The 22,440-nt window shown below is 66.7% G+C and carries 22 protein-coding genes and 1 tRNA gene; 13 read left to right on the top strand and 10 right to left on the bottom strand.

The window, feature by feature from the left end:
* Window positions 1–9: 9 nt before the first annotated feature.
* The 7 genes from AC1DF3_RS12905 to AC1DF3_RS12875 form a co-directional block, all read right to left on the bottom strand.
* A complete protein-coding gene (locus tag AC1DF3_RS12905) occupies window positions 10–1,173 on the bottom strand; it encodes a Gfo/Idh/MocA family protein (protein ID WP_478139833.1) in 1,164 nt (387 codons plus the stop codon).
* Between the two features lie 23 nt (window positions 1,174–1,196).
* Window positions 1,197–2,174, bottom strand: a complete 978-nt coding sequence (locus AC1DF3_RS12900; RefSeq protein ID WP_286532805.1) for a tripartite tricarboxylate transporter substrate binding protein — start codon at window positions 2,172–2,174, stop codon at window positions 1,197–1,199.
* Window positions 2,175–2,208: 34 nt separating this feature from the next.
* Window positions 2,209–3,654 (bottom strand): enolase C-terminal domain-like protein, encoded by a 1,446-nt coding sequence (locus tag AC1DF3_RS12895; RefSeq protein WP_478139832.1) that lies wholly within the window; start codon window positions 3,652–3,654, stop codon window positions 2,209–2,211.
* 9 nt (window positions 3,655–3,663) lie between these two features.
* Window positions 3,664–4,446: an ABC transporter ATP-binding protein gene (locus AC1DF3_RS12890; RefSeq protein WP_478139831.1), complete on the bottom strand. Its 783-nt coding sequence runs from the start codon at window positions 4,444–4,446 to the stop codon at window positions 3,664–3,666.
* Window positions 4,447–4,456: 10 nt separating this feature from the next.
* Entirely contained in the window at window positions 4,457–5,461 is a 1,005-nt protein-coding gene (locus tag AC1DF3_RS12885; protein ID WP_286524367.1) for an ABC transporter substrate-binding protein, read from the bottom strand.
* Between the two features lie 34 nt (window positions 5,462–5,495).
* Window positions 5,496–6,269 carry an ABC transporter permease gene (locus AC1DF3_RS12880; protein WP_286507517.1) on the bottom strand — a complete coding sequence of 258 codons (774 nt, stop codon included), beginning with the start codon at window positions 6,267–6,269 and terminating at the stop codon, window positions 5,496–5,498.
* Window positions 6,270–6,401: 132 nt separating this feature from the next.
* Window positions 6,402–7,049, bottom strand: coding sequence for a TetR/AcrR family transcriptional regulator (locus AC1DF3_RS12875; protein WP_286532809.1), 648 nt, complete (start codon window positions 7,047–7,049; stop codon window positions 6,402–6,404).
* Window positions 7,050–7,156: 107 nt separating this feature from the next.
* Here AC1DF3_RS12875 and AC1DF3_RS12870 point away from each other — a divergent pair, with 107 nt between their 5' ends.
* On the top strand, window positions 7,157–8,884 hold the full coding sequence (locus AC1DF3_RS12870) for a thiamine pyrophosphate-binding protein (protein WP_286532810.1): 1,728 nt from the start codon (window positions 7,157–7,159) through the stop codon (window positions 8,882–8,884).
* A 79-nt stretch (window positions 8,885–8,963) separates the two neighbouring features.
* On the opposite strand, the gene AC1DF3_RS12865 is transcribed toward AC1DF3_RS12870, so the two are convergent.
* Together AC1DF3_RS12865 and AC1DF3_RS12860 are read right to left on the bottom strand one after the other, a co-directional pair.
* Entirely contained in the window at window positions 8,964–9,389 is a 426-nt protein-coding gene (locus AC1DF3_RS12865; RefSeq protein WP_286533111.1) for an SWIB/MDM2 domain-containing protein, read from the bottom strand.
* 172 nt (window positions 9,390–9,561) lie between these two features.
* Window positions 9,562–10,488, bottom strand: coding sequence for a DMT family transporter (locus AC1DF3_RS12860; protein WP_286524361.1), 927 nt, complete (start codon window positions 10,486–10,488; stop codon window positions 9,562–9,564).
* 27 nt (window positions 10,489–10,515) lie between these two features.
* Here AC1DF3_RS12860 and AC1DF3_RS12855 point away from each other — a divergent pair, with 27 nt between their 5' ends.
* Window positions 10,516–10,914, top strand: a complete 399-nt coding sequence (locus AC1DF3_RS12855; protein WP_478139830.1) for a gamma-glutamylcyclotransferase family protein — start codon at window positions 10,516–10,518, stop codon at window positions 10,912–10,914.
* A gap of 249 nt (window positions 10,915–11,163) precedes the next feature.
* Window positions 11,164–12,495 carry an isocitrate lyase gene (gene aceA / locus AC1DF3_RS12850; protein WP_286532817.1) on the top strand — a complete coding sequence of 444 codons (1,332 nt, stop codon included), beginning with the start codon at window positions 11,164–11,166 and terminating at the stop codon, window positions 12,493–12,495.
* Between the two features lie 238 nt (window positions 12,496–12,733).
* On the opposite strand, the gene AC1DF3_RS12845 is transcribed toward aceA, so the two are convergent.
* Window positions 12,734–13,696 carry a GlxA family transcriptional regulator gene (locus AC1DF3_RS12845; RefSeq protein ID WP_478139829.1) on the bottom strand — a complete coding sequence of 321 codons (963 nt, stop codon included), beginning with the start codon at window positions 13,694–13,696 and terminating at the stop codon, window positions 12,734–12,736.
* A gap of 113 nt (window positions 13,697–13,809) precedes the next feature.
* Between AC1DF3_RS12845 and AC1DF3_RS12840 the strand changes: the two genes are divergently transcribed.
* The 10 genes from AC1DF3_RS12840 to AC1DF3_RS12795 all read left to right on the top strand — a co-directional run bounded on the left by AC1DF3_RS12840 (window position 13,810) and on the right by AC1DF3_RS12795 (window position 22,386).
* Window positions 13,810–14,121, top strand: coding sequence for a putative quinol monooxygenase (locus AC1DF3_RS12840; protein ID WP_286524358.1), 312 nt, complete (start codon window positions 13,810–13,812; stop codon window positions 14,119–14,121).
* A gap of 220 nt (window positions 14,122–14,341) precedes the next feature.
* Window positions 14,342–16,249, top strand: a complete 1,908-nt coding sequence (gene thrS, locus AC1DF3_RS12835) for a threonine--tRNA ligase (RefSeq protein WP_286524355.1) — start codon at window positions 14,342–14,344, stop codon at window positions 16,247–16,249.
* A 99-nt stretch (window positions 16,250–16,348) separates the two neighbouring features.
* Window positions 16,349–16,972, top strand: coding sequence for a translation initiation factor IF-3 (gene infC, locus AC1DF3_RS12830; RefSeq protein WP_286507742.1), 624 nt, complete (start codon window positions 16,349–16,351; stop codon window positions 16,970–16,972).
* Window positions 16,973–17,123: 151 nt separating this feature from the next.
* Window positions 17,124–17,327: a 50S ribosomal protein L35 gene (rpmI, locus tag AC1DF3_RS12825; RefSeq protein ID WP_028253491.1), complete on the top strand. Its 204-nt coding sequence runs from the start codon at window positions 17,124–17,126 to the stop codon at window positions 17,325–17,327.
* A gap of 24 nt (window positions 17,328–17,351) precedes the next feature.
* Window positions 17,352–17,711, top strand: a complete 360-nt coding sequence (gene rplT / locus AC1DF3_RS12820; RefSeq protein WP_012747009.1) for a 50S ribosomal protein L20 — start codon at window positions 17,352–17,354, stop codon at window positions 17,709–17,711.
* A gap of 134 nt (window positions 17,712–17,845) precedes the next feature.
* On the top strand, window positions 17,846–18,922 hold the full coding sequence (gene pheS / locus AC1DF3_RS12815; RefSeq protein WP_286532821.1) for a phenylalanine--tRNA ligase subunit alpha: 1,077 nt from the start codon (window positions 17,846–17,848) through the stop codon (window positions 18,920–18,922).
* Window positions 18,923–18,945: 23 nt separating this feature from the next.
* Complete coding sequence (gene pheT / locus AC1DF3_RS12810; RefSeq protein ID WP_478139828.1) at window positions 18,946–21,378, top strand: phenylalanine--tRNA ligase subunit beta; 2,433 nt, start codon at window positions 18,946–18,948, stop codon at window positions 21,376–21,378.
* The gene (locus AC1DF3_RS12805) at window positions 21,375–21,746 is read left to right on the top strand and encodes an integration host factor subunit alpha (RefSeq protein WP_286532826.1); all 372 of its coding nucleotides are present in this window, start codon (window positions 21,375–21,377) and stop codon (window positions 21,744–21,746) included. The genes pheT and AC1DF3_RS12805 overlap by 4 nt, the downstream gene beginning before the upstream one ends.
* Window positions 21,747–21,809: 63 nt before the next feature.
* The gene (locus AC1DF3_RS12800) at window positions 21,810–22,283 is read left to right on the top strand and encodes a MerR family transcriptional regulator (protein ID WP_478139827.1); all 474 of its coding nucleotides are present in this window, start codon (window positions 21,810–21,812) and stop codon (window positions 22,281–22,283) included.
* A gap of 26 nt (window positions 22,284–22,309) precedes the next feature.
* Window positions 22,310–22,386: transfer RNA gene (locus AC1DF3_RS12795), tRNA-Pro, on the top strand.
* Window positions 22,387–22,440: the final 54 nt, after the last annotated feature.

Genomic DNA, 22,440 nt, shown 5'->3' with positions numbered 1-22,440 from the left:
ATGTCCTCGTCAGATCTTCAGCGCCGGCACGTCGACCCAGCGCCGGTCCTTCCAGCTTTCGAGCGCGGTCTCGACCAGCTGAACGCCCTTGGCGCCTTCGGGCAGCGTCCACTTGTAGGGGGCGTTCTCGACCACGTGGCGGATGAAATGTTCCCACTGGATCTTGAAGCCGTTGTCGTAGACCTGCGAGTCCGGGATCTCCTGCCACTGGTCGAAGAAGTTCATGATCTGCTTCTCGTCCGGGTTCCAGACCGGTCGCGGCGTGGCGACCCGCGACTGCGCCCGGCAGGACGACAGGCCGGCGACCGCCGAACCGTCGGTGCCGTCGACATGGAAGGTCACGAGGTCGTCGCGGCGCACGCGCGTGACCCAGCTCATGTTGATCTGGGCGATCACCGGCTCGCCGTTGTGGCCCTTGAGCTCGCAGGTGGCGTAGGCGGCATCGTCGGCGGTCGCCTCGTAGGGCTTGCCGTCTTCGTCCCAGCGCTTCGGGATGTGGGTGGCACCGATGCACGACACCGACTGCACCTCGCCGAACAGGTTGTCCAGCACGTAGCGCCAGTGGCACATCATGTCGAGGATCATGCCGCCGCCGTCTTCCTTGCGGTAGTTCCACGACGGTCGCTGGATCGGCTGCAGGTCGCCTTCGAACACCCAGTAGCCGAACTCCAGCCGCACCGACAGCATGCGGCCGAAGAAGCCGGCGCGCCGCAGCATGTCGAGCTTGCGCAGGCCGGGCAGGAACAGCTTGTCCTGCACCGCGCCGTGCTTCAGGCCCGAGCCTTCGGCCAGGCGGGCGATCTCGACCGCCTCGTTGAGGTTGGTCGCGATCGGCTTCTCGCAGTAGACATGCTTGCCGGCGCGGATCGCCTTGGCCAGCAGGGTCGGGCGCATCTGCGTGGTGCCGGCGTCGAAGAAGATGGTGTCGTCCTTGTTCTCGAGCGCGGCGTCGAGGTCGCATCCCCAGCGCGCGATGCCGTGGGCCTTGGCCAGGGCCTCGATCTTCTCGGCGTTGCGGCCGATCAGGATCGGGTCGGGCATGACCTTGTCGCCGTTCGAGAGCGTCACGCCGCCCTGGGCGCGGATCGCGACGATGGAGCGGATCAGGTGCTGGTTCATGCCCATGCGTCCGGTGACGCCGTGCATGATGATTCCGAGTCGTTGTTGTGCCATGGGGTTCTCCGCTGTAAGTTGGCTTAGGGGGCTGGCGACAGGCCGGCGGCCTTCACCAGGGTGGCGTTGCTGGCGATCTCGTCCTTGATGTAGGCGTCGAACTGCTCGGGCTTGAGGGTCCAGGCGTCGGCGCCCAGCTTCAGGAAGCGCTCCTTGACCTCGGGGCTGGCGAGGGCCTTCGCGACCTCGTCGTGCAGCCGGTTGACAACCTCGCGCGGCGTCTTGGCGGGCGCCATCATGCCGATCCAGAAGTTGAACTCGGAGCCCGGCACGCCGGCTTCGGCGGTGGTCGGCACATCGGGCAGGGCGGCCGCGCGCTTCGGCGAGCCGACCGCCAGTGCCAGCAGGTGGCCTTCGCGGATCTGGCCGATGACCGGCGCGATCGGCGAGAAGTAGTAGTCGACCCGGCCCGACAGCACCTCGGTCACGGCGTCGGCCGAGCCCTTGAACGGGATGTTGGTGGCGTCTATCTTCGCCGCCAGCTTGAACTTCTCGGCGTTCAGGTGGGTCGCGCTGCCCTGGCCGGCAGAAGCGAAGTTGATCGTGCCCGGCTTGGCCTTGGCGGCGGCGACCAGTTCCTTCAGTGTCTTGATGTTCTTCGACGGCGAGATCACCAGCGCGTTCGGCAGGGTCGAGATCGGCGTCACGCCGGCGAAGTCGGCGACCGTGTCGAAGGGCAGCTTGGCGAAGGTCGAGGGACTCACCGTGTGCGACGACGAGTGGATCATGATCGTGTAGCCGTCCGGCGCGGCCGTGGCCACGGCCTGCTGGCCGATGGTGCCGCTGGCGCCGCCGCGGTTGTCGATCACCAGCATCTGGCCCATGCTGGCGCTCATCTTGTCGGTGATGGCGCGGGCGATGATGTCGGTGGTGCTGCCGGCCGCGAACGGCACGATCACGCGGATCGGCTTGGTCGGGTAGGCCGTTTCGGCGGCCGTGGCGGCGAAGGCGGCGCCGAGGGCGAGGCAGGCTGCGAGGCCGGCGCGTCGGGTGAAGGGCATGGAGTCTCCTTTGTGGCGGGGGTGAAGCGAGCGGCTACACGAGGGCAGGCGCTTGCGAGAGGGGTTGCAGGCTGTTGAAATCGGGGTCGGCGCCATGCGCGAAACCGGGTTGCGCCAGCGACCCGATCGCGATCCGGCCGCCGTGGATCGCGAGCCGCGGCGGTCCGCCGGCGCTTTCGTAGAGGTCGCCATGGGCCGCGGCGAAGGCCTGCTGCTCGGCGGCCGGGGCGTCACCGAAGCCGTCGACGTAGTGATGGCCGTTGCGCTCGCAGTGCACCAGGCCCAGCAGCGATGCCAGCGCCAGGTCCTGCTGCACGGCCAGGCCGGCCTGGCAGGTCAGGTCTTCGGCCGACATGAAGCAGCGGTCGCTGGGGTCGCGGGCCGTCAGGTTCCACTGATCGCAACGGGCGCGGTTGAGCACCGCCTTGTAGAGGCCCTTGCAGCCCTTGCTCGAGACGCCGCGCCAGCCGTGCGCGCGGCCGATCGGAAAAGCGTCGAGCGTGCCGTCCGCCTCGTCGAGCAGCAGCGGGGCCGGGGCGCCGAGCCCTGCCAGCGCGCTGTCCAGGCTGGCTTCGCGCGGCAGCGGCTGCTCGATGTAGAGCAGCGCGTCGGGCCGCGCGGCCAGCCGCGGCAGCGTGCGCAGGCCGGCGCACAGCGCCTGCAGCGCCGCCATGTCGGCGTACTGCTCGTTGCCGTCGAGGCTGAAGCGATGGCCGGGCGCGGCGGCGTCGAGCGCCTCCAGCACCGCATCGAGCCGCGCCAGGTCGGCGGCGGGGTCGCCGCCCAGCTTGATCTTGAAATAGCGGTGGCCGTGGCGGCGCACCACCGCGGGCAGGCTGACCGGCAGCCCGGCCGCATCCTCGGTGTCGCCTTCGAGCGCATCGAGCATGCCGATCGTGTGGCGGGCCTCGAGATGGGCGGCAGGCGCCAGGCGCGCCAGCCATCCGTTCCAGTTCCAGCCGCGCAGGTCGTCGGCCAGTGGCGTGTCACCGATGCCGACCAGGTTGCGCTGGAACGCGACATGCACCGGCACCTGCATGGCGCGGCACAGCGCGTCGAGCACCGCGCGATCGAGCACCGCCTGGCCGAAGCCGGTGGCCAGCGCGGTGAGCCCCGCGGCTTCGCCCTGCATCGTCAGCGCCTCGTAGTGCCGGGCGAACAGATCGAAGGCCGTCGCCGGCGCGCCGCGGGTGTAGGCCGCCGCGGCGGCTTCCAGCGCCAGCTGGAGGTGGCGGACGTTGTCGGCCTGACTCAGCCCTGGCCGCTTGTCGAACCAGCGCGGCACCATCAGCTCCGCGGCCCAGCCCTGGGCCGTGCCTTGCGCGCCGCAATCCACGGTGGCGCGCACGAACACCTGCGGGCAGCGGGTGAGCGTGACGGCGCCGAACTTGAACGGCAGGCGCAAGGTCATTGCGCGGACGCCGAAATCGACGGCGAGGATGCGCACGGCCGGCGCGCTGGGCGAGGCGGAAGCGGTCACGGCGAGCCGTCAGTGGGCGTCGAGCTGGCCCTGCGCGAAGAAATGCGCGCGCAGGGTCCGGGCGTAGGCAGCGAAGCGTTCGGTGCCCATGACGTCGAGCGGCCGGGGCCGCGGCAGGTCGATGTCGTAGATGGCGGCGATCGAGCCCGGGCGCTCGCTCATGACGATCACCCGGTCCGACAGGAAGATCGCCTCGGGGATGCTGTGCGTGATCAGCAGCACCGTCTTCTTCGAGGCCGACCAGATGCGCTGCAGCTCGAGGTTCATCTTCTCGCGCGTCATGGCGTCGAGCGCGCCGAAGGGCTCGTCCATCAGCAGCACCGAGGGATCGTGCAGCAGGGCGCGGCAGATCGAGGCCCGCTGCTGCATGCCGCCCGAGAGTTGCCACGGGTATTTGTTCTCGAAGCCGGCGAGGCCCGCCATCTGCATCAGCGCGCGCGCCCGCGCGCGCGCCGCGGCCTTGGGCAGGCGGCGGATCTCGGCCTGCAGCAGGATGTTGTCCTCGATGCTGCGCCAGGCCAGCAGCACCGCGCTCTGGAACACGATGCCGACGTCTTTCTGCGGCCCGGTGATGGGCTTGCCGGCCAGGGTCAGCGTGCCGGCGCTGATCGGCAGCAGCCCGGCCACCATCTTCAGCAGCGTGCTCTTGCCGCAGCCCGAGGGACCGACCACCGAGACGAACTCGCCCTCGCGGATCGAGAAGTCGAGCGGCTTGAGCGACTCGACCGGGCCGTCCTTGCTCTGGTAGGTCTTGGCGACGCCGCGCGCTTCGATGAGTGTGTCCAGGGCCATGGGAAGCAGGTCAGTTGGTCGGCAGGAAGTCGAGCGTGACGTAGTCTTCGGGCTTGCCGCGGGTGGCCGCGTCCATGCCGCCGTACTGCACTAGCAGGTCGAGCGAGTCGTTGACGTTCTTCATCGCCACCCGGAACGGCCGCTGGTTGGCGGTGTCCTTGGTGTGATAGAGGGCCGCGCTCTGCTTCATCCCGACGATCAGGGTGTCGCGCACGCCGGCCTTGGGGTTGGCCTTGAGCATCGCATCGACCGCCGCGGCCGGGTCTTTCTCGGCCGCTTCGGCTGCGCGCGTGGAGGCCCGCATGAAGCGCTTCACGAGGTCGGGGTTCTCGGTCAGCAGGTTCTTGTTGGCGATGATGCCGGAGCTGATCTGGTTGACGCCCGAATCGGCGAAGCGGATCGGCGTCACCGGCTTGCCGGTGGCGTCCTGCAGCTTGATCGCCTGGTCCATCACGTAGCCCAGCAGCAGATCGGCCTGGCCGGTGGTCACGGCATTGAGCTTGGTCTGGGCGTCGCCCGAGACGATCTTGACCTGGTCGGGCTGGATGTTGTTGACCTTGAGGAACAGCGGCCACATCTGCGACATCGAGTCGCCCGGCGTGACCGCCACGGTCTTGCCGACGATGTCCTTCGGCGCCTTGATGCCCTTCTCGCTGAAGCCCATCACCGACATCGGGCTGACCTGGAACAGCACGCCGGTCGACTTCAGCGGCGCCCCCTTGGCGGCGGCCTTGATCATGGTCGTGACGTCGATGTAGCCGAAGGTCGCCGAGCGGGCGGCGACCGCCTGGGCGGTCACGGCCGAGCCGCGGCCCTCCTGAATTTCCAGGTCGATGCCTTCATCGGCGTAGTAGCCGCGCTCCTTGCCGAGGAAGAAGGGCGCATGCTCGCTGTAGAGGTACCAGTTGAGCATCAGCGTGACCTTGTCCTGCGGCTTGTTCTGCGCCTGCGCGGGCGTCACGGCGAGCACCAGGGCGGCTGCGGCGCCGGCGATCAGCGAAGTCATCATCTTCATGCTTGTCTCCTTTGGGATGTTGTTGCGACGGAACTCACTGGACGTGGCGCTGCGAGGCGTGCCACGGAATCATCAGCCGCTCGACCCCGTCGACGGCGACGAACAGGATCACGCCGATGCTCGACAGCACCACCAGCGCGGCGAACATCAGCGGCAGGTCGAAGTTGCCGTTGGCGACCTGCAGCACGTAGCCGATGCCCGAGTTGGAGCCGACGAACTCGCCGACCACGGCGCCCACCACCGCCAGCGTGACCGAGACCTTGAGCCCGCTGAAGATCGCGGGCAGGGCCTGCGGCAGGCTGATCTTGAAGAAGGTCTGGAGCCGGCTCGCGCCCATCGAGCGGGCCAGGTCCAGCATGTCGGGCTCGACCGACTTGAAGCCCATCACGGTCGACACCACCACCGGGAAGAAGCCCAGCAGGAAGGCCGAGATCACCTTCGGGAAGATGCCGAAGCCGAACCACACCACGAACAGCGGCGCGATCGCCACCTTAGGAATGCTCTGCGAAAACACCAGCAGCGGATAGACATACGACTCCACCAGGCGCGAATAGGCGATCACCATCGCGATCGGGATGCCGATGACGATCGTGAGCGCGAAGCCGCCCAGCGTGGCGAGCGTGGTCTTCCAGCTCTCGGCCAGCAGGCGCGGCCATTCGGCGCCGAGCATCTTGACCACCTCCAGCGGCGGCGGGACCAGGTAGGCCGGGATGCCGAAGACGCGGATCGCGAGATCCCACAGCACCAGCAGCATCAGGATGAGCAGGAAGGGCCGGAGCGCGGGCGCGAGCAGAAGATTGCGGAGCATCGACAAAGGAGGTGGGTTGACCTGGAATCGAACGGCGGCGCCGCGCAACTCAATTCACCAAAAAGTGAATTAGCAATTCTAGGAACGCCCTCGTCGGCCCGTCAACCGGCGAGCCACTAGGAGATACCCGTATCAGCGCAGCACGTAGCCGAGCACCAGGTCGGTCATGTGCGACAGGCGCTGCGCCATCGCCTTCGGCGCCCGCAGGTCGCGTCCGAACACCGCCGACAGCGTGTCGTTGTTCGACAGGTAGAAATAGCACAGCGACGCGATCGAGATGTAGAGCTGCACCGGGTCGACGCCGGCCCGGAACAGGTTGTCGCGTCGGCCGCGCTCGAGCACGCCGTCGAGCAGGGCGACCAGCGGGGAGTTCATTTCCTGGATCCGTTCGGAGCGCTTGAGATGCGCGGCCCGGTGCAGGTTCTCGCTGTTGAGCAGCGTGATGAACTCGGGATGCTCGAGGTAGTAGTGCCAGGTGAACGAGACCAGCCGCCGGATCGCCTCGACCGGCTCGACCTCGTCGAGGTGCAGCCGCTGCTCGGCCTCGCGGATGTCGGCGTAGGTGCCTTCGAGCACCGCCAGGAAGAGGTCGTCCTTGCTGCCGAAGTAGTAGTAGATCAGGCGCTTGTTGAGGCCGGCGCGCTCGGCGATGCTGTCCATGCGGGCGCCGGCCAGTCCGCGCTGTGAGAACTCGTCGCGGGCGGCCTCGAGGATCGCGAGCTGCGAGCGGTCGGCATCGCGCGAGCGCGGTTCGGCCGCGGCCGGGGTGGAAGCTTTCATGCAGCGAATTTAACCAATTGGGGAATTAAGGCAAGCGGGCAGGGGGCGAACGGATAATCCGGCACATCCCCGTTGCATCCAGATCAGACAGAAAGAGGCGCCCTTCCATGAGTCCATCCCAACCTGCCGGCCACCTGATTGTCGAGTGCCTGGTCGAGCAAGGCGTCGAACTGGCCTTCGGCGTCCCCGGCGAGAGCTTCCTGGCGGTGCTCGACGGCTTCCATGCCTATGGCGATCGCATTCGCTTCATCGTCAACCGCCAGGAGGGCGGCGCGGCCTTCATGGCCGAGGCGCACGGCAAGCTGACCAACCGGCCCGGCGTGTGCTTCGTGACGCGCGGACCGGGCGCCACCAATGCCTCGATCGGCGTCCACAACGCCTTCCAGGATTCGACCCCGATGGTGCTTTTCGTCGGCGACGTCGGCAGCGACTTCCGCGATCGCGAGGCCTTCCAGGAGGTCGACTACGCCAGCTTCTTCGGCCCCAGCACCAAGGGCTTCGCCAAGCGCGTGGAGCGCATCGACGACGCCGACCGCATTCCCGAGTACGTGGCGCGAGCCTTCGCCACGGCCATGAACGGCCGCCCCGGCCCGGTGGTGCTGGTGCTGCCCGAGGACATGCTGCGCAGCATGACGGCCGCGCGGCCGCTCAGGCGGGTCGAGCCGGTGGCCGCCTGGAGCGACCCCGGCGCGCTGCGCACCCTGCGCGAGCTGCTGCTGAAGGCCGAGCGTCCGCTGGTCATCGCCGGCGGCGGCGGCTGGACGCCGCAGGCGGCGCAGGCGCTGCAGCGCTTCGCCGAGAACTGGAAGCTGCCGGTGGCGAACGCCTTCCGCTTCCAGGACACCTTCGACAACCACCACCCGCAGTACGCGGGCGATGTCGGCATCGCGATCAATCCGAAGCTGGCCGAGCGCGTTCGCCAGAGCGACCTGATCCTCGCGATCGGCCCGCGCCTGGGCGAGATGACCACCGGCGGCTACACGCTGCTCGAAGCGCCGAAGGCGAAGCAGACGCTGGTGCACATCCATGCCAGCGCGGAGGAGCTCAACCGCGTCTACCAGGCCGACCTGGCGATCAATGCCGGCATGGCCTCGGCTGCGCGCAGCCTCGAGGTGCTGAGCCCGCCGCCGGAGCTGCCCTGGGAGGCCTGGGCCGCGGCTGCCCAGGCCGACTACCTCGCCAACCTCGAACCGCAGCCGCTGGCCGGCCTGCCGCCCGACGCGCCGCGCGGCGAGGTCGACATGGTGGCGGTGGTGAAGCTGCTGCAGAAGCACCTGCCGGAAGATGCCGCGATCACCAACGGCGCGGGCAACTTCGCCAGCTGGGTGCATCGCTACTTCCGCTACCACGGCCTGGCCAAGGGCCACAAGACGCAGCTCGCGCCCACCAGCGGCGCGATGGGCTATGGCGTGCCGGCGGGCATCGCGGCCAGCATCGCGACCGGCCGCATCGCCTTCACGATCGCGGGCGACGGCGACTTCCTCATGAACGGCCAGGAGCTGGCCACGGCCTCGCAGCACGGCGGCAAGAGCATCATCGTGCTGCTCAACAACGGCATGTTCGGCACCATCCGCATGCACCAGGAGCGCGAGTACCCGACCAAGGTCAGCGGCACCGCGCTGCGCAACCCCGACTTCTGCGCCCTGGCGCGGGCCTACGGCTATGCGGCCGAACGCGTGACCGCGACCGCGCAGTTCGAGGCGGCGCTGCTGCGCGCGCTGGCGGCCGATACCGGGACGCTGATCGAGATCCCGCTCGATCCCGAGGTCATCACCACGCGCGGCACCCTGAGCGCCATCACCCGATCGGCACAGGCGCAGGCCGCGGGCCGCTAGGGCGAACACGCCGCCGGGGCGAAAAAAAAGCCGGCGGCTGCCGGCTTTCTTGAGGCAGGCGCGCGAGGCGCCCACGGGCTCACTTGACGTGCTTGCCGATCAGCGAAGCCAGTTCGAACATCGACACTTGCGGCTTGCCGAAGATTTCCTTCAGCTTGGCGTCGGCGTTGATGTTGCGCTTGTTGGCCTTGTCCTGAAGGTTGTTCTTCTTGATGTAGTCCCACAGCTTGCTCACCACGGCGGTGCGCGGCAGAGGCGTCGAGCCGACCACGGCGGCGAGGGCCGGGCTGGGCGTCAGTGCCTTCATGAACGCGGCGTTCGGGGTGCGCTTCTTGGCGGGAGCCGCCTTCTTCGCAGGAGCAGCCTTCTTTGCAGGAGCAGCCTTCTTGGCGGGTGCTGCCTTCTTTGCAGGAGCAGCCTTCTTCGCCGGTGCAGCCGCCTTCTTGGCCGGAGCGGCCTTCTTTGCGGGAGCTTTCTTGGCCGGAGCCTTCTTTGCAGTTGCCATGGTTGAATTCCTTTTTTGGTTGGACACTTTCACCAATGAAAAGCAGTGTCTCCATCGGCATTGCGGATGCTAAAGGAGAAGAAACGCGTTTCCAAGGGAAAAAGAGACTTTTTCATTGGGAGCTGTTGTTTTTTCAGAGGGGAGAAGCGGTGCCGTTCTCCTCGGAGCGGCCTCAGTTGCGGCGCGAGGGCCATGTCGCGAGCACGACGCCGAGCAGCGCGAGCGCGAACGCGACCCCTTGCATGGTGCTCAGGCGCTCGCCGAGGACCAGCACGCCGACCACCGCGGCGCTCACCGGCAGCATCACCGTGAACACGCCGGCCTGCGAGGCCGGCACGCTCTTCAGGCCGGTCATCCAGAGCCACACGGTCCAGATGCTCGCCGCCAGCGCATAGACGAACAGCAGGCTCCAGAGGCCGATCGACACAGCGCCGAAGTCGAAGCGCAGCGCGAACCAGATGCCGAAGGGCGTCGACAGAACGAAGCCCCAGAGGTTGATCAGCGAGGAGATGCGCTTGGGTCCGAGCCGTCCGGTGAGCGACTTGCCGATCACCGCATAGGCGGCCTCGCAGACCACCGCGCAGAACACCAGCAGGTTGCCCAGCCAGGGCATCGAGGCGCCGGCCGCGGGCCCGGCATGCGCGCCGGCCGGCGCCGGGGCCAGCGCGAGCAGGCCGATGCCCAGCGCGGCGCAGGCGATCGCCAGCGCGACCCGCGTCGTGATGCCCTCGCGCAGGAAGACCCGGCTGCCGATCGCCACCACCGCCGGGATCGACGCCATGATCACGCCGGCCGACACCGCACTCGTCAGGCTGACGCCGAACAGCATGCAGATCGAGAACAGGAAGTTGCCGAGGAAGGATTCGAGGAAGACCAGCCCGCGGGTGCGGCGGGTCATCGGTGCCTCTCCGGGCGGCCGCCGAAGCCAGTGCGGCATCGCCAGCGCCGCGATGCCGAAGCGCAGCCATGCCAGCAACAGCACCGGAAAGGCGGCAACCAGGGGCTTGGAGAGGGCGACGTAGCTGCCGACCAGCGACATGCTCAGGGCGAGGCAGCCATAGGCCACCAGGCGGCCGGGTGCGTGGGATGCGGTGTTCAATCGAGGCGTCGTTCCGAGGATGATTCGATGATGCCTGATTCACCCTCGACACCTCGCCATGTCTTCGTCTACGGCACCCTGCGCGCGGGCGGCAGCAACGACATCGCCCGTTTCTCGCCCGCCCCGCAGCGCATCGCCGACGGCGTGATCGCCGGCACGCTCTACGACCTGGGCGCCTATCCTGGCGCGGTGCTGGGCGGCGAGGGCAGGGTGCAGGGCGAGATCTACCGCATCACGCCGGCCCTCGAGGCGCAGCTGGATGTGCTCGAAGAGGTTGGATCCGGAGACACTGGCGAGTACATCAAGCGCGAGGTCCAGGTCCGCGCGGCCGGGGCGGCGCTGGCCTGCCTGGTCTACGAGATCCATCCCGATCGCGTCGCAGGACGGTCGGTGATCGCCAGCGGCGACTGGTTCCGGCGCGACTGAAATCACCTTTCGTGCGCAGGGTTTCACGCGTGAAAAGCTCGCTTCGCATTGTGAAAAGGTCTGGTGCTGCGCTGCAATATTTTTTCTCAATACGAGAAAATTAATTTTGCATTGAGAAAAACGTCTGTAAGTCGTTGATTTTGCTCATGCAAAAATATGTCTTCTATAAGACATAAGAGTCTGGCTCTGACTTACAGTAAAGCCCAAGACGCGACAGCGCCCACCTCTCAATCAACCCTCGGAGTGACCATGCCCCAGACCCTCACAGAACAACTGAGCCGCGAACAGCAGATTGCCGCCCTCGAAAAGGATTGGGCGACCAACCCGCGCTGGAAGGGCGTCAAGCGCGGCTACAGCGCCGCCGACGTGGTGCGCCTGCGCGGCTCGCTGCCGATCGAGCACACGCTGGCACGCCGCGGTGCCGAGAAGCTGTGGGAGAAGATCAACGGCGACGCCAAGAAAGGCTACGTGAATGCCTTCGGCGCCATCAGCGCCGGTCAGGCGATGCAGCAGGCCAAGGCCGGCCTCGAAGCCGTGTACCTCTCGGGCTGGCAGGTCGCTGCCGACGGCAACACCTCCGAAACGATGTACCCGGACCAGTCGCTCTACGCCTACGACTCGGTGCCGACCATGGTCCGCCGCATCAACAACACCTTCAAGCGCGCCGACGAAATCCAGTGGGGCCGCGGCGTCAATCCGGGCGACAAGGAATTCATCGACTACTTCCTGCCGATCGTGGCCGATGCCGAAGCCGGCTTCGGCGGCGTGCTGAATGCCTTCGAACTGATGAAGAACATGATCGCCGCGGGCGCCGCGGGCGTGCACTTCGAGGACCAGCTGGCCGCGGTGAAGAAGTGCGGCCACATGGGCGGCAAGGTTCTGGTGCCGACGCAGGAAGCCTGCGAGAAGCTGATCTCGGCGCGCTTCGCGGCCGACGTGATGGGTGTTTCGACCATCGTGCTGGCGCGCACCGATGCCGAGGCCGCGAACCTCATCACCTCCAACCACGACGCGAACGACAAGCCCTTCCTGACCGGCGAGCGCACGCAAGAAGGCTTCTACCGCGTCAAGAACGGCCTCGAGCAGTCCATCAGCCGCGGCGTCGCCTACGCGCCCTATGCCGACCTCGTGTGGTGCGAAACCGGCGTGCCGGACATCGGCTTCGCCCGCGAATTCGCGCAGGCCGTGCATGCCGCCTGCCCGGGCAAGCTGCTCTCGTACAACTGCTCGCCGTCCTTCAACTGGAAGAAGAACCTCGACGACAAGCAGATCGCCTCGTTCCAGGAAGACCTCTCGGCGCTGGGCTACAAGTTCCAGTTCATCACGCTCGCGGGCATCCACATCAACTGGTACAACACTTTCCAGTTCGCCCACGCCTACGCCAACGGCGAAGGCATGAAGCACTACGTGAACATGGTGCAAGAACCCGAATTCGCGGCGCGCGACAAGGGCTACACCTTCGTGTCGCACCAGCAGGAAGTCGGCGCCGGCTACTTCGACGACGTCACCACCGTGATCCAGGGCGGCTCGTCCAGCGTCAAAGCGCTGACCGGTTCGACCGAGGAAGAGCAGTTCCACTGAGAACTGACGGACGCTGATTGACAGCCCCGCGTGAGTGATCGCGCGGGGTTTTTTGTCTCATCCAGAAGCTCCGGGGTGCGTGCCGAGGGGTGCTGCCGAGGATGAACCACCGGCTTGACGGCTCACGCCGATGGTGTGCTCTGCGCAGCGAAATAAAGGAGGAGCCCGAAGGGCGGGGGACATTCGCGGAGCAGAGCACACCGTCGGCGTGGGCCCGCCCCAATGCTCGATTCAGAAACTAGTCCGCCACGCGCAGATCGCGCACCCCGCGGCCCAGCCGCTGGCGCAGCAAGGCGCGCAAGGTGACGCCCTCGGCATAGCCCACCAGCGTCGCGATCTGCTCCAGGCTCTTGTCGCTGGTCTTCAGCAGGTGCACGGCGCGCTCGACCCGCAGGTCCTGGAAGTACGACAGCGGCGTCTTGCCCAGCACCTGCTGCATGCGGCGCGCCAGCGTGCGCTTGCTGGTGCCGGCGGCGCTGGCGGCCTCGTCGAGCGAGAAGCCCTCCGCCAGACGGCCGCGGGCCCAGCGCTCGAAGCGCTCGACGGTCGCGTCCGAGTGGCTCAGGTGGTCGGTGATGACGTAGGCGGACTGCGAAGGCCGCGAGTCGACGATCAGGTACTTCGCCACCAGCGCGGCGAGCTCGGGGCTGGCCTGTCGCACCAGCAGCAGCGCCATGTCGACATGGCTCAGCGCGGCACCCGCGGTGACGAAGGCGCYGGAGCTGACCAGCATGCGGGACTCTTCGAGCCGGACCGCCGGATAGCGCTGGCGGAACAGGTTCGACAGCCACCACGTGGTGGTCGCGCCCTGGCCATCGAGCAGGCCCGATTCGGCGAGCACGAAGGTGCCGATGCAGGCGGCGGCGATCCGCACTCCGCCCGCCGATTGCTCGCGCAGCGCGGCCGTGGCGTCGGCGATGTCGCGCCGCTGCAGCGCCACCTGGAGCCCGTCGGGCATCTTCTCGCCGATCGCCGGGATCACGGTCCAGTCGGGCGTGCCTGCCTGGCCGGCCGGCAACACCGGCACGCCGAGCCCCTGCGCGGTGCGCACCTTCCGCCGCATGCCGATCAGTGCGACCTCGAACGGCGGTACCGCGAGGCCGAGCATGCCGGCCAGCTCGTTGGCGGTGCCGAAGACGTCCTGCACCGTCGCCAGCCCGGTATCGAACACGCCATCGAGTGCGAGGATGTTGATCTTCATAGCAATAACGATAGCAAAGATGTCAAAAATGCCAATAGGGCGAATCCGTGGCGGGGCCTAGAGTGAACGCCGGTCGACGCAATCTCGCGCAACCGCATCCACCGGAGACTTTCATGATCAAGTACGCACTGTTCGCCCGCCTCGAAGCCAAGCCGGGCAAGGAAGCCGAGGTCCAGCAGTTCCTCGAAGCCGGCCTGGCCATGGCGCGCGACGAGAAGACCACGCCCATCTGGTTCGCGCTGCGCCTGTCGCCCAGCGTCTTCGGCGTCTTCGACGCCTTCGAGGACGAAGCCGGCCGCCAGGCCCACCTCAGCGGCCCGATCGCCCAAGCCCTGATGGCGAAGGCGCCGGACCTGTTCGCCAAGCCGCCGTCCATCGAGCCGATCGAGGTCCTGGGCCTCAAGAACGCCGCCGCTGCGAGCTGACGGCGCTGCGGATAGAATCTGCGGCTCCATCTCAGCACCCCACAAGAGCGAGAAAGGCACCCTGGTTATGACACCGCGAACTACACCGCACGCAACGAGCGGTCTTTTCCCCGAAGGAAAAGGCCGGTAGGCCGCGCGCGCCGGAAATCCCCGGCCCATCAACCAGAGCAAAGCGCGGTCTCGTACCGCGCTTTTTTGTTTTTCTCGACGAGGTTTTCCAATGATCCAGATCACGCTTCCCGACAACTCGCAGCGCGAGTTCCCCGGCCCGGTTTCGGTGGCCGACGTTGCCAAATCGATCGGTCCCGGGCTGGCCAAGATGACGGTCGCCGGCAAGGTCGACGGCCGGCTGGTCGACGCCAGCGACATCATCGACCACTCGGCGAAGCTGCAGATCATCACGCCCAAGGACGACGAGGGCCTCGAGATCATCCGCCACTCGACGGCCCACCTGGTCGGCCACGCGGTGAAGCAGCTCTACCCGACGGCCAAGATGGTGATCGGCCCGGTGATCGACGAAGGCTTCTACTACGACATCTCATACGAGCGCCCGTTCACGCCCGAGGACATGGAGGCGATCGAGAAGCGGATGCGCGAGCTGATCGCGCAGGATTACGACGTGGTCAAGAAGATGACGCCGCGCGACGAGGTGATCGACGTCTTCAAGTCCCGCGGCGAGGACTACAAGCTGCGCCTGGTCGAGGACATGCCCGACGAGCAGGCGATGGGCCTCTACTACCACCAGGAATATGTCGACATGTGCCGCGGCCCGCACGTGCCGAACACGCGCTTCCTGAAGGTCTTCAAGCTCACGAAGCTGGCCGGCGCCTACTGGCGCGGCGACGCCAAGAACGAGCAGCTGCAGCGCATCTACGGCACGGCCTGGGCCGACAAGAAGCAGCTCGACGACTACATCAAGCGGATCGAGGAAGCCGAGAAGCGCGACCACCGCCGGCTCGGCAAGGAACTCGACCTGTTCCACATCGACGAGGCCGCGCCGGGCCTGGTGTTCTGGCACCCGAAGGGCTGGTCGATCTGGCAGCAGGTCGAGCAGTACATGCGCAAGATCTACCGCGAGACGGGCTACCAGGAGGTCAAGGGTCCGCAGATCCTCGACAAGAGCCTGTGGGAGAAGACGGGCCACTGGCAGAACTACCGCGAGAACATGTTCACGACGGAGTCGGAGAAGCGCGACTACGCCCTGAAGCCGATGAACTGCCCGGGCCACGTGCTGATCTTCAAGTCGGACCTGCGCAGCTACCGCGACCTGCCGCTGCGCTACGGCGAGTTCGGCCAGTGCCACCGCAACGAGCCATCCGGCGGCCTGCACGGCATCATGCGGGTGCGCGGCTTCACGCAGGACGATGGCCACGTGTTCTGCACGGAAGACCAGATCCTCGAGGAATGCGTGGCCTACACGGCGCAGCTGCTCAAGGTGTATGCCGATTTCGGCTTCACGGACATCCTCTACAAGGTCGCGACGCGGCCCGACAACCGCATCGGCTCCGACGAGCTGTGGGACAAGGCCGAGAACGCGCTGATGGAGGCGTTGCGGCGCTCGGGCGTGGAATTCGTCATCTCGCCGGGCGAGGGCGCCTTCTACGGCCCCAAGATCGAATACACGCTGCGCGACGCGATCGGCCGCCACTGGCAGTGCGGCACGATGCAGGTTGACTTCAACATGGCCGAGCGCCTGGGCGCCGAGTACGTCACGGAATCCAGCGGCCGCGCCCACCCGGTGATGCTGCACCGCGCGATCGTCGGCAGCCTCGAGCGCTTCATCGGGATGCTGATCGAACACCATGCCGGCGCACTGCCTGCCTGGCTCGCTCCGGTGCAGGTCGCGGTGCTCAACATCAGCGAAAACCAGGCCGATTACGCCGGGGAAGTTGCCAAAACGCTGCAGAATCAAGGGCTTAGGGTGGCGCTCGACCTGCACAACGAGAAGATTACGTATAAAATACGGAAGCATTCGTTGCAAAAGCTGCCTTACATCCTCGTCGTAGGCGACAAGGAAAAGGAAGCAGGTGCCGTCGCAGTGCGCGCCCGGGGCAATCTTGACCTCGGTGCCATGTCGGTGGAAGCGTTCTCCCAAAAGATCGCCCACGACATCCAACACAAGCTTTGAATTTGAACGAGTTCAAGGGCTGATTTTTTGATCAGGGGGCTTGTGGGCGCGGACTTTGAAGGCAATCGCTACATTTTTTTGTAGCATATTGTTTTAAGGATTCTGACCATCGCTACTGCATTCCGCGACCGCCGCCACCGCGAGGAACGCCAACACCGCCTGAACCGGGAAATCATGGCCCCGGAAGTCCGCCTGATCGGGCCCGAGAACGAGCCATTGGGTGTAGTGAGTCTCGCCGAGGCCTTGCGCCTGGCTGGTGAACAAGACGTCGACCTGGTCGAAGTCGTCGCGGCGGCCAATCCGCCCGTCTGCCGCCTGATCGAGTACGGCAAGTTCAAGTACCACGAGCAGAAGAAGGCGGCCGAGGCGAAGTCGAAGCAGAAGGTCATCGAGGTCAAGGAAATCAAGTTCCGGCCGGGTACCGACGATGGTGACTACAACATCAAGATGCGCAACATCCGGCGCTTTCTTGAGGATGGTGACAAGTGCAAGATCACGCTGCGGTTCCGCGGTCGTGAAATCACCCACCAGGAACTCGGCCTGGCGCTGTTGCAGCGCATTCGGGACGAACTCGCCGACCTGATCGTCGTCGAGCAGTTTCCGAAGCTCGAGGGCCGGCAGATGATCATGATGATCGCGCCGGGCCGCAAGAAGGCGGGTGGGGCGGCCAAGCCGGCTGCCGATGCGGCGGCAGCGCCGACGGCGGCGCCCGCGGCTGCCTGAGTCCGGCGCAAGCCGGCAAGTTGTTGCAGGGATTTCGCTGTGGCCTTTGCCTTCGGGTGAAGGCGGCGGCGGGATGAAGAAGTGTCTCGGGGCCAACAAGCCCGCGGAGTTTCCGCGGCGCCTCACGAGCACAAACTAAAGGAGCATTCACATGCCCAAAATGAAGACCAAGAGCAGCGCGAAAAAACGTTTCCGCGTTCGTCCCGGTGGCACCGTCAAGCGCGGTCAAGCCTTCAAGCGTCACATCCTGACCAAGAAGACCACCAAGAACAAGCGCCACCTGCGCGGTGCCACGGCAGTTCACGAGACCAACATGGTTTCGATGGCCGCCATGTTGCCCGGCAGCGGCATTTAATCCAGACGAACAAGGAGTACACACATGCCTCGCGTCAAACGTGGTGTAACGGCTCGCGCCCGCCACAAGAAGGTTCTCGCACTCGCCAAGGGTTTCCGCGGTCGCCGCGGCAATGTCTTCCGCATCGCCAAGCAGGCGGTGATGAAGGCGGGCCAATACGCCTACCGTGACCGCCGCACCAAGAAGCGCGTGTTCCGTCAACTGTGGATCGCGCGTATCAACGCCGCCTCCCGTGAACTGGGCCTGACCTACAGCCAGTTCGCCAACGGCATCCGCAAGGCGGGCATCGAGATCGACCGCAAGATGCTGGCCGATATCGCTGTGCACGACAAGGCCGCTTTTGCCGGCATCGTGGAGCAGGTCAAGGCCAAGCTGGCTGCTTGATCCTGCACAGCAGAGCGCCGTCCCCGGACGGCGATTTGCGCCCACGTCAAGGGCTGGCGCTTGAAAGGGCTCCAGCCCTTTTTTCATCCCGCGGCAGTCCTCGCATTTCTTTTTTGATCTCGAAGAATTTCTCCATGAACGAGCTGGACTCCCTGGTCGACACCGCCCGCGCCGCCTTCGCCGAAGCGAAAGCCCCGGCCGAACTCGAGAACGCGAAGGCGCTGTTTCTCGGCAAGGCCGGCCGCATCACCGAGCTGATGAAGGGCATGGCCGCGCTCAGCGTCGACGAGAAGAAGACGCGCGGCGCCGCCATCAACGTCGCCAAGCAGGCCATCGAGGCCGCGCTCACCGCGCGCCGGCAGCAACTGGCCGACGATGAGCTCGCGGTGCAGCTGCGCGCCGAGGCGCTCGACGTCAGCCTGCCCGGCCGCCGCCGCGTGGGCGGCGGGCTGCATCCGGTGAGCCGCACGCTGGAGCGCATCGAGGCGATCTTCTCCAGCATGGGCTTCGACGTCGCCGACGGCCCCGAGGTCGAGAGCGACTGGCACAGCTTCACCTCGCTCAACAACCCGCCGAACCATCCGGCGCGCTCGATGCAGGACACCTTCTACGTCGACATCGACGGCGAGGACGGCGTGCCCTACAACCTGCGTCCGCACACCAGCCCGATGCAGGTGCGCTATGCGAACCAGCATGTCAAGAAGTACGCCGCGCAATTCGAGGCCGCGGCCGCCGACACCACCGGCACGGTCAAGGCGCCCGAAATCCGCGTGATCGCGCCGGGCCGCACCTACCGGGTCGACAGCGATGCCACGCACTCGCCGATGTTCCACCAGTGCGAAGGCCTGTGGCTGGGCGAGAACGTGAGCTTCAAGGACCTGAAGGTCGTCTTCACCGATTTCTGCCGCACCTTCTTCGAGAGCGATGACCTGGTGCTGCGCTTCCGCCCGAGCTTCTTCCCCTTCACCGAGCCGAGCGCCGAGATCGACATCCAGTTCCAGAGCGGTCCGCTGGCCGGCCGCTGGCTGGAGGTCGCGGGTTCGGGCCAGGTGCACCCGAACGTGGTGCGCAACATGGGGCTGGACCCCGAGCGCTACATCGGCTTCGCCTTCGGGATGGGGCCGGACCGGCTCACGATGCTGCGCTACGGGGTCAACGACCTGCGCCTGTTCTTCGACGGCGACCTGCGCTTCCTGAGCCAATTCCAATAAACGACTAGAACGAGTACGACGAGATGCAATTCCCCGAGTCCTGGCTGCGCGAATTCTGCGACCCGCAGCTCAGCAGCGAAGCCCTGGCCGAGACGCTCACGATGGGCGGATTCGAGGTCGAGGAGCGCCGGCCGGTGGCGCCGCCGTTCAGCAAGATCGTGGTCGGCGAGATCAAGGAAGCCGTCCAGCACCCGAACGCCGATCGCCTGCGCGTGTGCCAGGTCGATGCCGGGCAGGGCGCCTTGCTCAACATCGTCTGCGGCGCGCCGAATGCGCGCGTCGGCATCAAGGTGCCGCTGGCGCTGGTCGGTGCCGAACTGCCGCCGGGCGAGGACGGAAAGCCCTTCCTGATCAAGCTCGGCAAGCTGCGCGGCGTCGAGAGCCAGGGCATGCTGTGCTCGGCCCGCGAGCTCCAGCTCAGCGACGACCATGGCGGCCTGCTCGAGCTGGCCGCCGATGCGCCGATCGGGGCCGACATCCGCGAGGTGCTGAAGCTCGACGATTCGCTGCTGACCCTCAAGCTGACGCCGAACCTGGCGCATGGCCTGAGCGTCTACGGCATCGCGCGCGAACTCGCTGCGCTGACCGGTGCACCGCTCAAGAAGCCCGCGATCGCGCCGGTGCTGCCGGCCTTCGACGACAAGCTGGCGGTCAAGGTCGAAGCGCCCGAGCTGTGCGGCCGTTTTTCGGGCCGCATCGTGCGCGGTGTCGACACGAAGGTCGCGACCCCGGCCTGGATGGTCGATCGCCTGGCGCGCTGCGGCCAGCGCAGCGTGACGCCGCTGGTCGACATCTCGAACTACGTGATGTTCGAGTACGGCCAGCCGACCCACATCTTCGACCTCGACAAGATCCATGGCGGCCTCACGGTGCGCTGGGGCCGTCCGGGCGAACAGCTCAAGCTGCTCAACGGCAACACCGTCACGGTCGACGCGAAGGTCGGCGTGATCGCCGACGAGCGCGAGGTCGAGTCGCTGGCCGGCATCATGGGCGGCGACGCCACCGCGGTCTCGGACGACACCCGCAACATCTACATCGAGGCTGCCTTCTGGTGGCCCGAGAGCATCCAGGGCCGCTCGCGCCGCTTCAATTTCTCGACCGATGCGGGACATCGCTTCGAGCGCGGCGTCGACCCGAGCCGCACCGTCGAGATCATCGAGCGCATCACGCAGCTGGTGACCGAGATCTGTGGCGGCGTGGCCGGCGCTATGGACGACCAGACCCTGCGCCTGCCGGAGGCCCGGCCCGTGACACTGCGCGTGGCGCGCGCGGCGCGCGTGATCGGCATGCCGCTCACGCAGGCGCAGTGCGCCGATGCGCTGCGCCGGCTCTCGCTGCCGGTTGCGGAGGGCGATGGCACGCTGGTGGTCACGCCGCCGCCGCATCGCTTCGACCTCCTGATCGAGGAAGACCTGATCGAGGAGGTGGCCCGCCTGATCGGCTACCAGAACCTGCCGACCACGCCGCCGCTGGCCCCGATCACCGCGCGCCTGCGGCCGGAGGCCGAACGCAGCCGGTTCTCGGTGCGCCATCGGGTGGCTGCGCTGGGCTACCAGGAGACCATCAACTTCAGCTTCGTCGAAGCGCATTGGGAACAGGAGCTGGCCGGCAACGCCGACCCGATCAAGCTGCTGAACCCGATCGCCAGCCAGATGAGCGTCATGCGTTCGTCGCTGCTCGGCTCGCTGCTGCAGGTGCTGAAGTTCAACCTCGACCGCAAGGCGACGCAGGTGCGGGTGTTCGAACTCGGCCGCGTGTTCCTGCGCGACGCTTCGGTCGCCACCACCGACAGCACCGTCAAGGGCGTCCACCAGCCGATGCGGCTGGCCGGCCTGGCGTGGGGCGATGCGGCCCACGGCCGCTGGGAAGGCAAGGCCGAACGGGTCGACTTCTTCGACATCAAGGGCGATGTCGAGGCCCTGCTGGCGCCCCGCGTGCCGACCTTCGAGGCGACCGAACACCCGGCGCTGCACCCGGGACGGGCGGCGCGCGTGCTGCTCGACGGCCGCGAGATCGGCGTCGTCGGCGAGCTGCATCCGCGCTGGCGCCAGAAGTGGGACTTCGCCCAGGCGCCGATCCTGTTCGAACTGGCGCTCGATGCGGTCACCGCACGCCCGGTGCCGGTGGCGCAGCCGGTGCCCAAGCAGCAGCCGGTGGAGCGTGATCTGGCGCTGGTGGTGGCCGAGGCGGTGACGCACGACGCGCTGATGGGCGCGATCCGGGCCGCTTCGGACGCCAGCCTGCTGCGCGATCTGGCGCTGTTCGACATCTACCGACCGACCGTCGGCCGCGACGGCGCGGTGGTGGGCGGCGGCCTGGCGGCGGGCGAGAAGAGCATGGCCGTGCGGCTCAGCTTCAACAGCGACAGCGCGCTGACCGACGAGCAGGTCGAAGCGGCGGTGCGCAAGATCATCGATCAACTGGGCGCCCGGCTCGGCGCCCGACTGCGGGTATGAACGGCATGGATTTCACGCTCGAGGCCCTCGAAACGCCGGCGCTCACCAAGGCGCACCTGGCCGACCTGCTGTTCGAGCAGATCGGCTTGAACAAGCGCGAGTCCAAGGACATGGTGGAAGCCTTCTTCGACCTGATCGCTGGCAGCCTGATCGAAGGTACCGACGTCAAGATCTCGGGCTTCGGCAATTTCCAGATCCGGGTCAAGGCGCCGCGGCCGGGGCGCAATCCGCGCACCGGCGAGGCCATTCCGATCGGCGAGCGGCGCGTCGCGACCTTCCACGCGAGCGCCAAGCTGAAGGAACAAATCCACGGAAGCATCGGCGCCGCGGCGCCGCAAGAGGTGGAATGGAGCGTCGGCGCCGAATAACATTGGTGCTCCGTGCGCCGGTGGAGTAACCTATGAGGTTTCGCTCGCACTGTCTTGATTTCAATGGAGAAAACACTCCCGCCGATCCCCGTCAAACGCTACTTCACGATCGGTGAGGTGGGCGAGTTGTGCGGTGTCAAACCGCACGTGCTGCGCTACTGGGAGCAGGAGTTCACACAGCTTCGCCCGATGAAGCGGCGCGGCAACCGGCGCTACTACCAGCACCACGAGGTGCTGATGATCCGCCGCATCCGCGACCTGCTCTACGACCAGGGCTTCACGATCAGCGGGGCGCGCAACAAGCTGCAGGAACTGGTCCAGACCGAGCGCGACAGGCGCCGCGCCGGCGAGGTTCCACTCGAGGGCATGGAGGCGATCGAGATCGACCAGGAAGAGTTCGACGCCGCGGTGCAAGATGGCATCGAGCCGCCGCCCGAGGGCGTCGAAGCACCGGGTCGCACCATCGATCTGTCGCAATTGCTCTACTTGCGGCGCGAACTGACTGAAATTCGTGAGCTGCTCGGCGCGAGTCACTGATTTCGGGCGGCTATAATCGAGAGCTTCGGTGTGTGGCGCAGCCTGGTAGCGCACTTGCATGGGGTGCAAGGGGTCGAAGGTTCGAATCCTTTCACACCGACCAATACGATGTCCAAGGGCGTCCGGTTTCATCCACCGGACGCCCTTTTTCATTGGG

Source organism: Variovorax sp. 10N432 (assembly GCF_056394465.1).
This window is presented reverse-complemented; position numbering and strand designations above follow the sequence as displayed.

Bases quoted from the DNA above. Each gene is read 5' to 3' on its own strand.
- AC1DF3_RS12905 (WP_478139833.1), bottom strand. From the start codon at position 1,173: ATGGCACAACAACGACTCGGAATCATCATGCACGGCGTCACCGGACGC.
- AC1DF3_RS12900 (WP_286532805.1), bottom strand. From the start codon at position 2,174: ATGCCCTTCACCCGACGCGCCGGCCTCGCAGCCTGCCTCGCCCTCGGC.
- AC1DF3_RS12890 (WP_478139831.1), bottom strand. From the start codon at position 4,446: ATGGCCCTGGACACACTCATCGAAGCGCGCGGCGTCGCCAAGACCTAC.
- AC1DF3_RS12885 (WP_286524367.1), bottom strand. From the start codon at position 5,461: ATGAAGATGATGACTTCGCTGATCGCCGGCGCCGCAGCCGCCCTGGTG.
- AC1DF3_RS12880 (WP_286507517.1), bottom strand. From the start codon at position 6,269: ATGCTCCGCAATCTTCTGCTCGCGCCCGCGCTCCGGCCCTTCCTGCTC.
- AC1DF3_RS12875 (WP_286532809.1), bottom strand. From the start codon at position 7,049: ATGAAAGCTTCCACCCCGGCCGCGGCCGAACCGCGCTCGCGCGATGCC.
- AC1DF3_RS12870 (WP_286532810.1), top strand. From the start codon at position 7,157: ATGAGTCCATCCCAACCTGCCGGCCACCTGATTGTCGAGTGCCTGGTC.
- AC1DF3_RS12865 (WP_286533111.1), bottom strand. From the start codon at position 9,389: ATGGCAACTGCAAAGAAGGCTCCGGCCAAGAAAGCTCCCGCAAAGAAG.
- AC1DF3_RS12855 (WP_478139830.1), top strand. From the start codon at position 10,516: ATGATGCCTGATTCACCCTCGACACCTCGCCATGTCTTCGTCTACGGC.
- aceA (WP_286532817.1), top strand. From the start codon at position 11,164: ATGCCCCAGACCCTCACAGAACAACTGAGCCGCGAACAGCAGATTGCC.
- AC1DF3_RS12840 (WP_286524358.1), top strand. From the start codon at position 13,810: ATGATCAAGTACGCACTGTTCGCCCGCCTCGAAGCCAAGCCGGGCAAG.
- thrS (WP_286524355.1), top strand. From the start codon at position 14,342: ATGATCCAGATCACGCTTCCCGACAACTCGCAGCGCGAGTTCCCCGGC.
- rpmI (WP_028253491.1), top strand. From the start codon at position 17,124: ATGCCCAAAATGAAGACCAAGAGCAGCGCGAAAAAACGTTTCCGCGTT.
- rplT (WP_012747009.1), top strand. From the start codon at position 17,352: ATGCCTCGCGTCAAACGTGGTGTAACGGCTCGCGCCCGCCACAAGAAG.
- pheS (WP_286532821.1), top strand. From the start codon at position 17,846: ATGAACGAGCTGGACTCCCTGGTCGACACCGCCCGCGCCGCCTTCGCC.
- pheT (WP_478139828.1), top strand. From the start codon at position 18,946: ATGCAATTCCCCGAGTCCTGGCTGCGCGAATTCTGCGACCCGCAGCTC.
- AC1DF3_RS12805 (WP_286532826.1), top strand. From the start codon at position 21,375: ATGAACGGCATGGATTTCACGCTCGAGGCCCTCGAAACGCCGGCGCTC.
- AC1DF3_RS12800 (WP_478139827.1), top strand. From the start codon at position 21,810: ATGGAGAAAACACTCCCGCCGATCCCCGTCAAACGCTACTTCACGATC.